This window comes from Thermogutta sp., from assembly GCF_014359955.1.
Classification (GTDB): Bacteria; Planctomycetota; Planctomycetia; order Pirellulales; family Thermoguttaceae; genus Thermogutta.
In genome coordinates this window covers 1-1,581 of the sequence record NZ_JACIYL010000923.1, presented here as the reverse complement: position 1 = coordinate 1,581, position 1,581 = coordinate 1, and the positions used below count along the sequence as shown (strand labels likewise).

The following is a 1,581-nucleotide window of genomic DNA, read 5'->3' as shown; positions in this document are numbered from 1 at the left end:
CGTCCGAGATACTTGAGACGAGTGGTGGTTTCCTCGGCATTATCATCGGCTTGGATCCGTGGTTTTAAATCCTCGCACAAATTAAACACATACTGATTATGAATGGCTGACCATTCAAACGAGCGCTGCGATTGTATCGCCTGAGGAATGTCGACTTCCCCCTGTGCCAGTTCACCAGCCAACACGAGCAGAAGCACTGACCAGCACCAGGAAGCACGCATAGGTGGTCCTCCTTATTATGTCATTGCCGTTGGCTGTTTCAGTAAACAGAGATTTTTCCATGCTGTGCACGTTAACGTGGTTGGTTTGTGTTATTCCTGGCGACAGTATAAGCAGCCTCTTTTTGCAGTATTTCAAAGAGAGTGTTCACAACCGCGTCGGGAGAATTAGGCACAAGATACATGCTCTGCGGGTTGGCAAGATTTTGGACCTGCACGAGCAACTGTTCCCCGACGAGCACCACGTGGACAGGCACTTTGATTCGCGTGATTTCCTTAAAGTCCTGGTTCTCCGGACAAATAATGATCACAACATCGACCTCATGAACTTCGTTTATGGCATTTTGAAGCAGTTGCCAGTCGATTCTGCCGGTAGCGTTGGTGGCCGGAGTCTGATAGGCCGGCAATTGCCCTCCTGAGTCGGACTCGTACACTCGTTGCTTTCTGCCTTGCTCCTGAACATAACAGAAGAAATCAAAGGGAAAAAGGGATCTATTTAGACGGTCTCTTAATTCTCCCCAACCTGGATGGTACTGGGATTCTTGCAAATTCTTGGAATGGACAAACCAGATAAGCGCTTTTCGCTTTCCAGCGCTGATCTGTGACATAAACAGTACCAAATCAGATAGCTCTTGGACAGATCTAGTGAGTTTATCTAGCGCAGAGAAAAGGTGTTCGAACCGTTCGTTGCCACGCTTATCAAGTTCGTCGACCTTACCGTCTATAGTATGGAGTGTCTTTGCGAGTTCGTTCGCGTGCTCGGAAAATTTTTGGATCAACTGATTGTTAGCATTCATTATCTTCTCGGAGTTCGATTTTTCTTCTGTCTTATTGGATGTGTTATGCTGTAACTTGTCTATCGTGGCCTTTAAAGTAGCTAATTCCTTATTTGTCTCTGTGATCCTCAACGTGATGAGCACAAGGAGCACCGTGATTAGAATAATGGTCAGCAAGAAGAGTATGACTGCCGCCAGCGAAAGGAAAACCGGCCAACGTGGCGCCTTGAGTTGTGGAATTTTCTGGGAACGCATGCGTTCACTCCTTTCTAACAGATTACTGTGTTAGTTTTTCAGTAATCGTTCGCGCGACAGTGCTGGCCGCGTCGGCGTCCGGATGGTCGGCGTTTTGTGACTCGATCACATACGCCTTTTGGTTAAAGAACGCGGCAAGTTTTCGAGACCGTCGTTGCGGAACGCCCTCGATGGGCTTGCAAACCCAGATGCAGTGGAGCGGTAAAGCGTTGGGGACCTTCAGTACGGCGGTGGGAGCGTCGTAATCGGGATTGCTATCACTGCACCACACCACGAAGACCGCCCGAAGTGGCTGGGTGCAGCGCTGGGCGAAAGCCTGTGCTGTCTGAAAC

General features: G+C 49.0%; 3 protein-coding genes. All 3 read right to left on the bottom strand.

The genetic code is table 11. From position 1 onward, the window contains the following. Positions 1-221: hypothetical protein (locus H5U08_RS18225; RefSeq protein ID WP_297036406.1), on the bottom strand; the 221-nt coding region annotated here is incomplete at its 3' end. Between the two features lie 71 nt (positions 222-292). Continuing rightward, positions 293-1,249 (bottom strand): hypothetical protein, encoded by a 957-nt coding sequence (locus H5U08_RS18220; RefSeq protein WP_297036405.1) that lies wholly within the window; start codon positions 1,247-1,249, stop codon positions 293-295. 22 nt (positions 1,250-1,271) lie between these two features. Then, positions 1,272-1,581 (bottom strand): hypothetical protein (locus H5U08_RS18215; protein ID WP_297036403.1); only part of this gene is annotated, 310 nt, incomplete at its 5' end.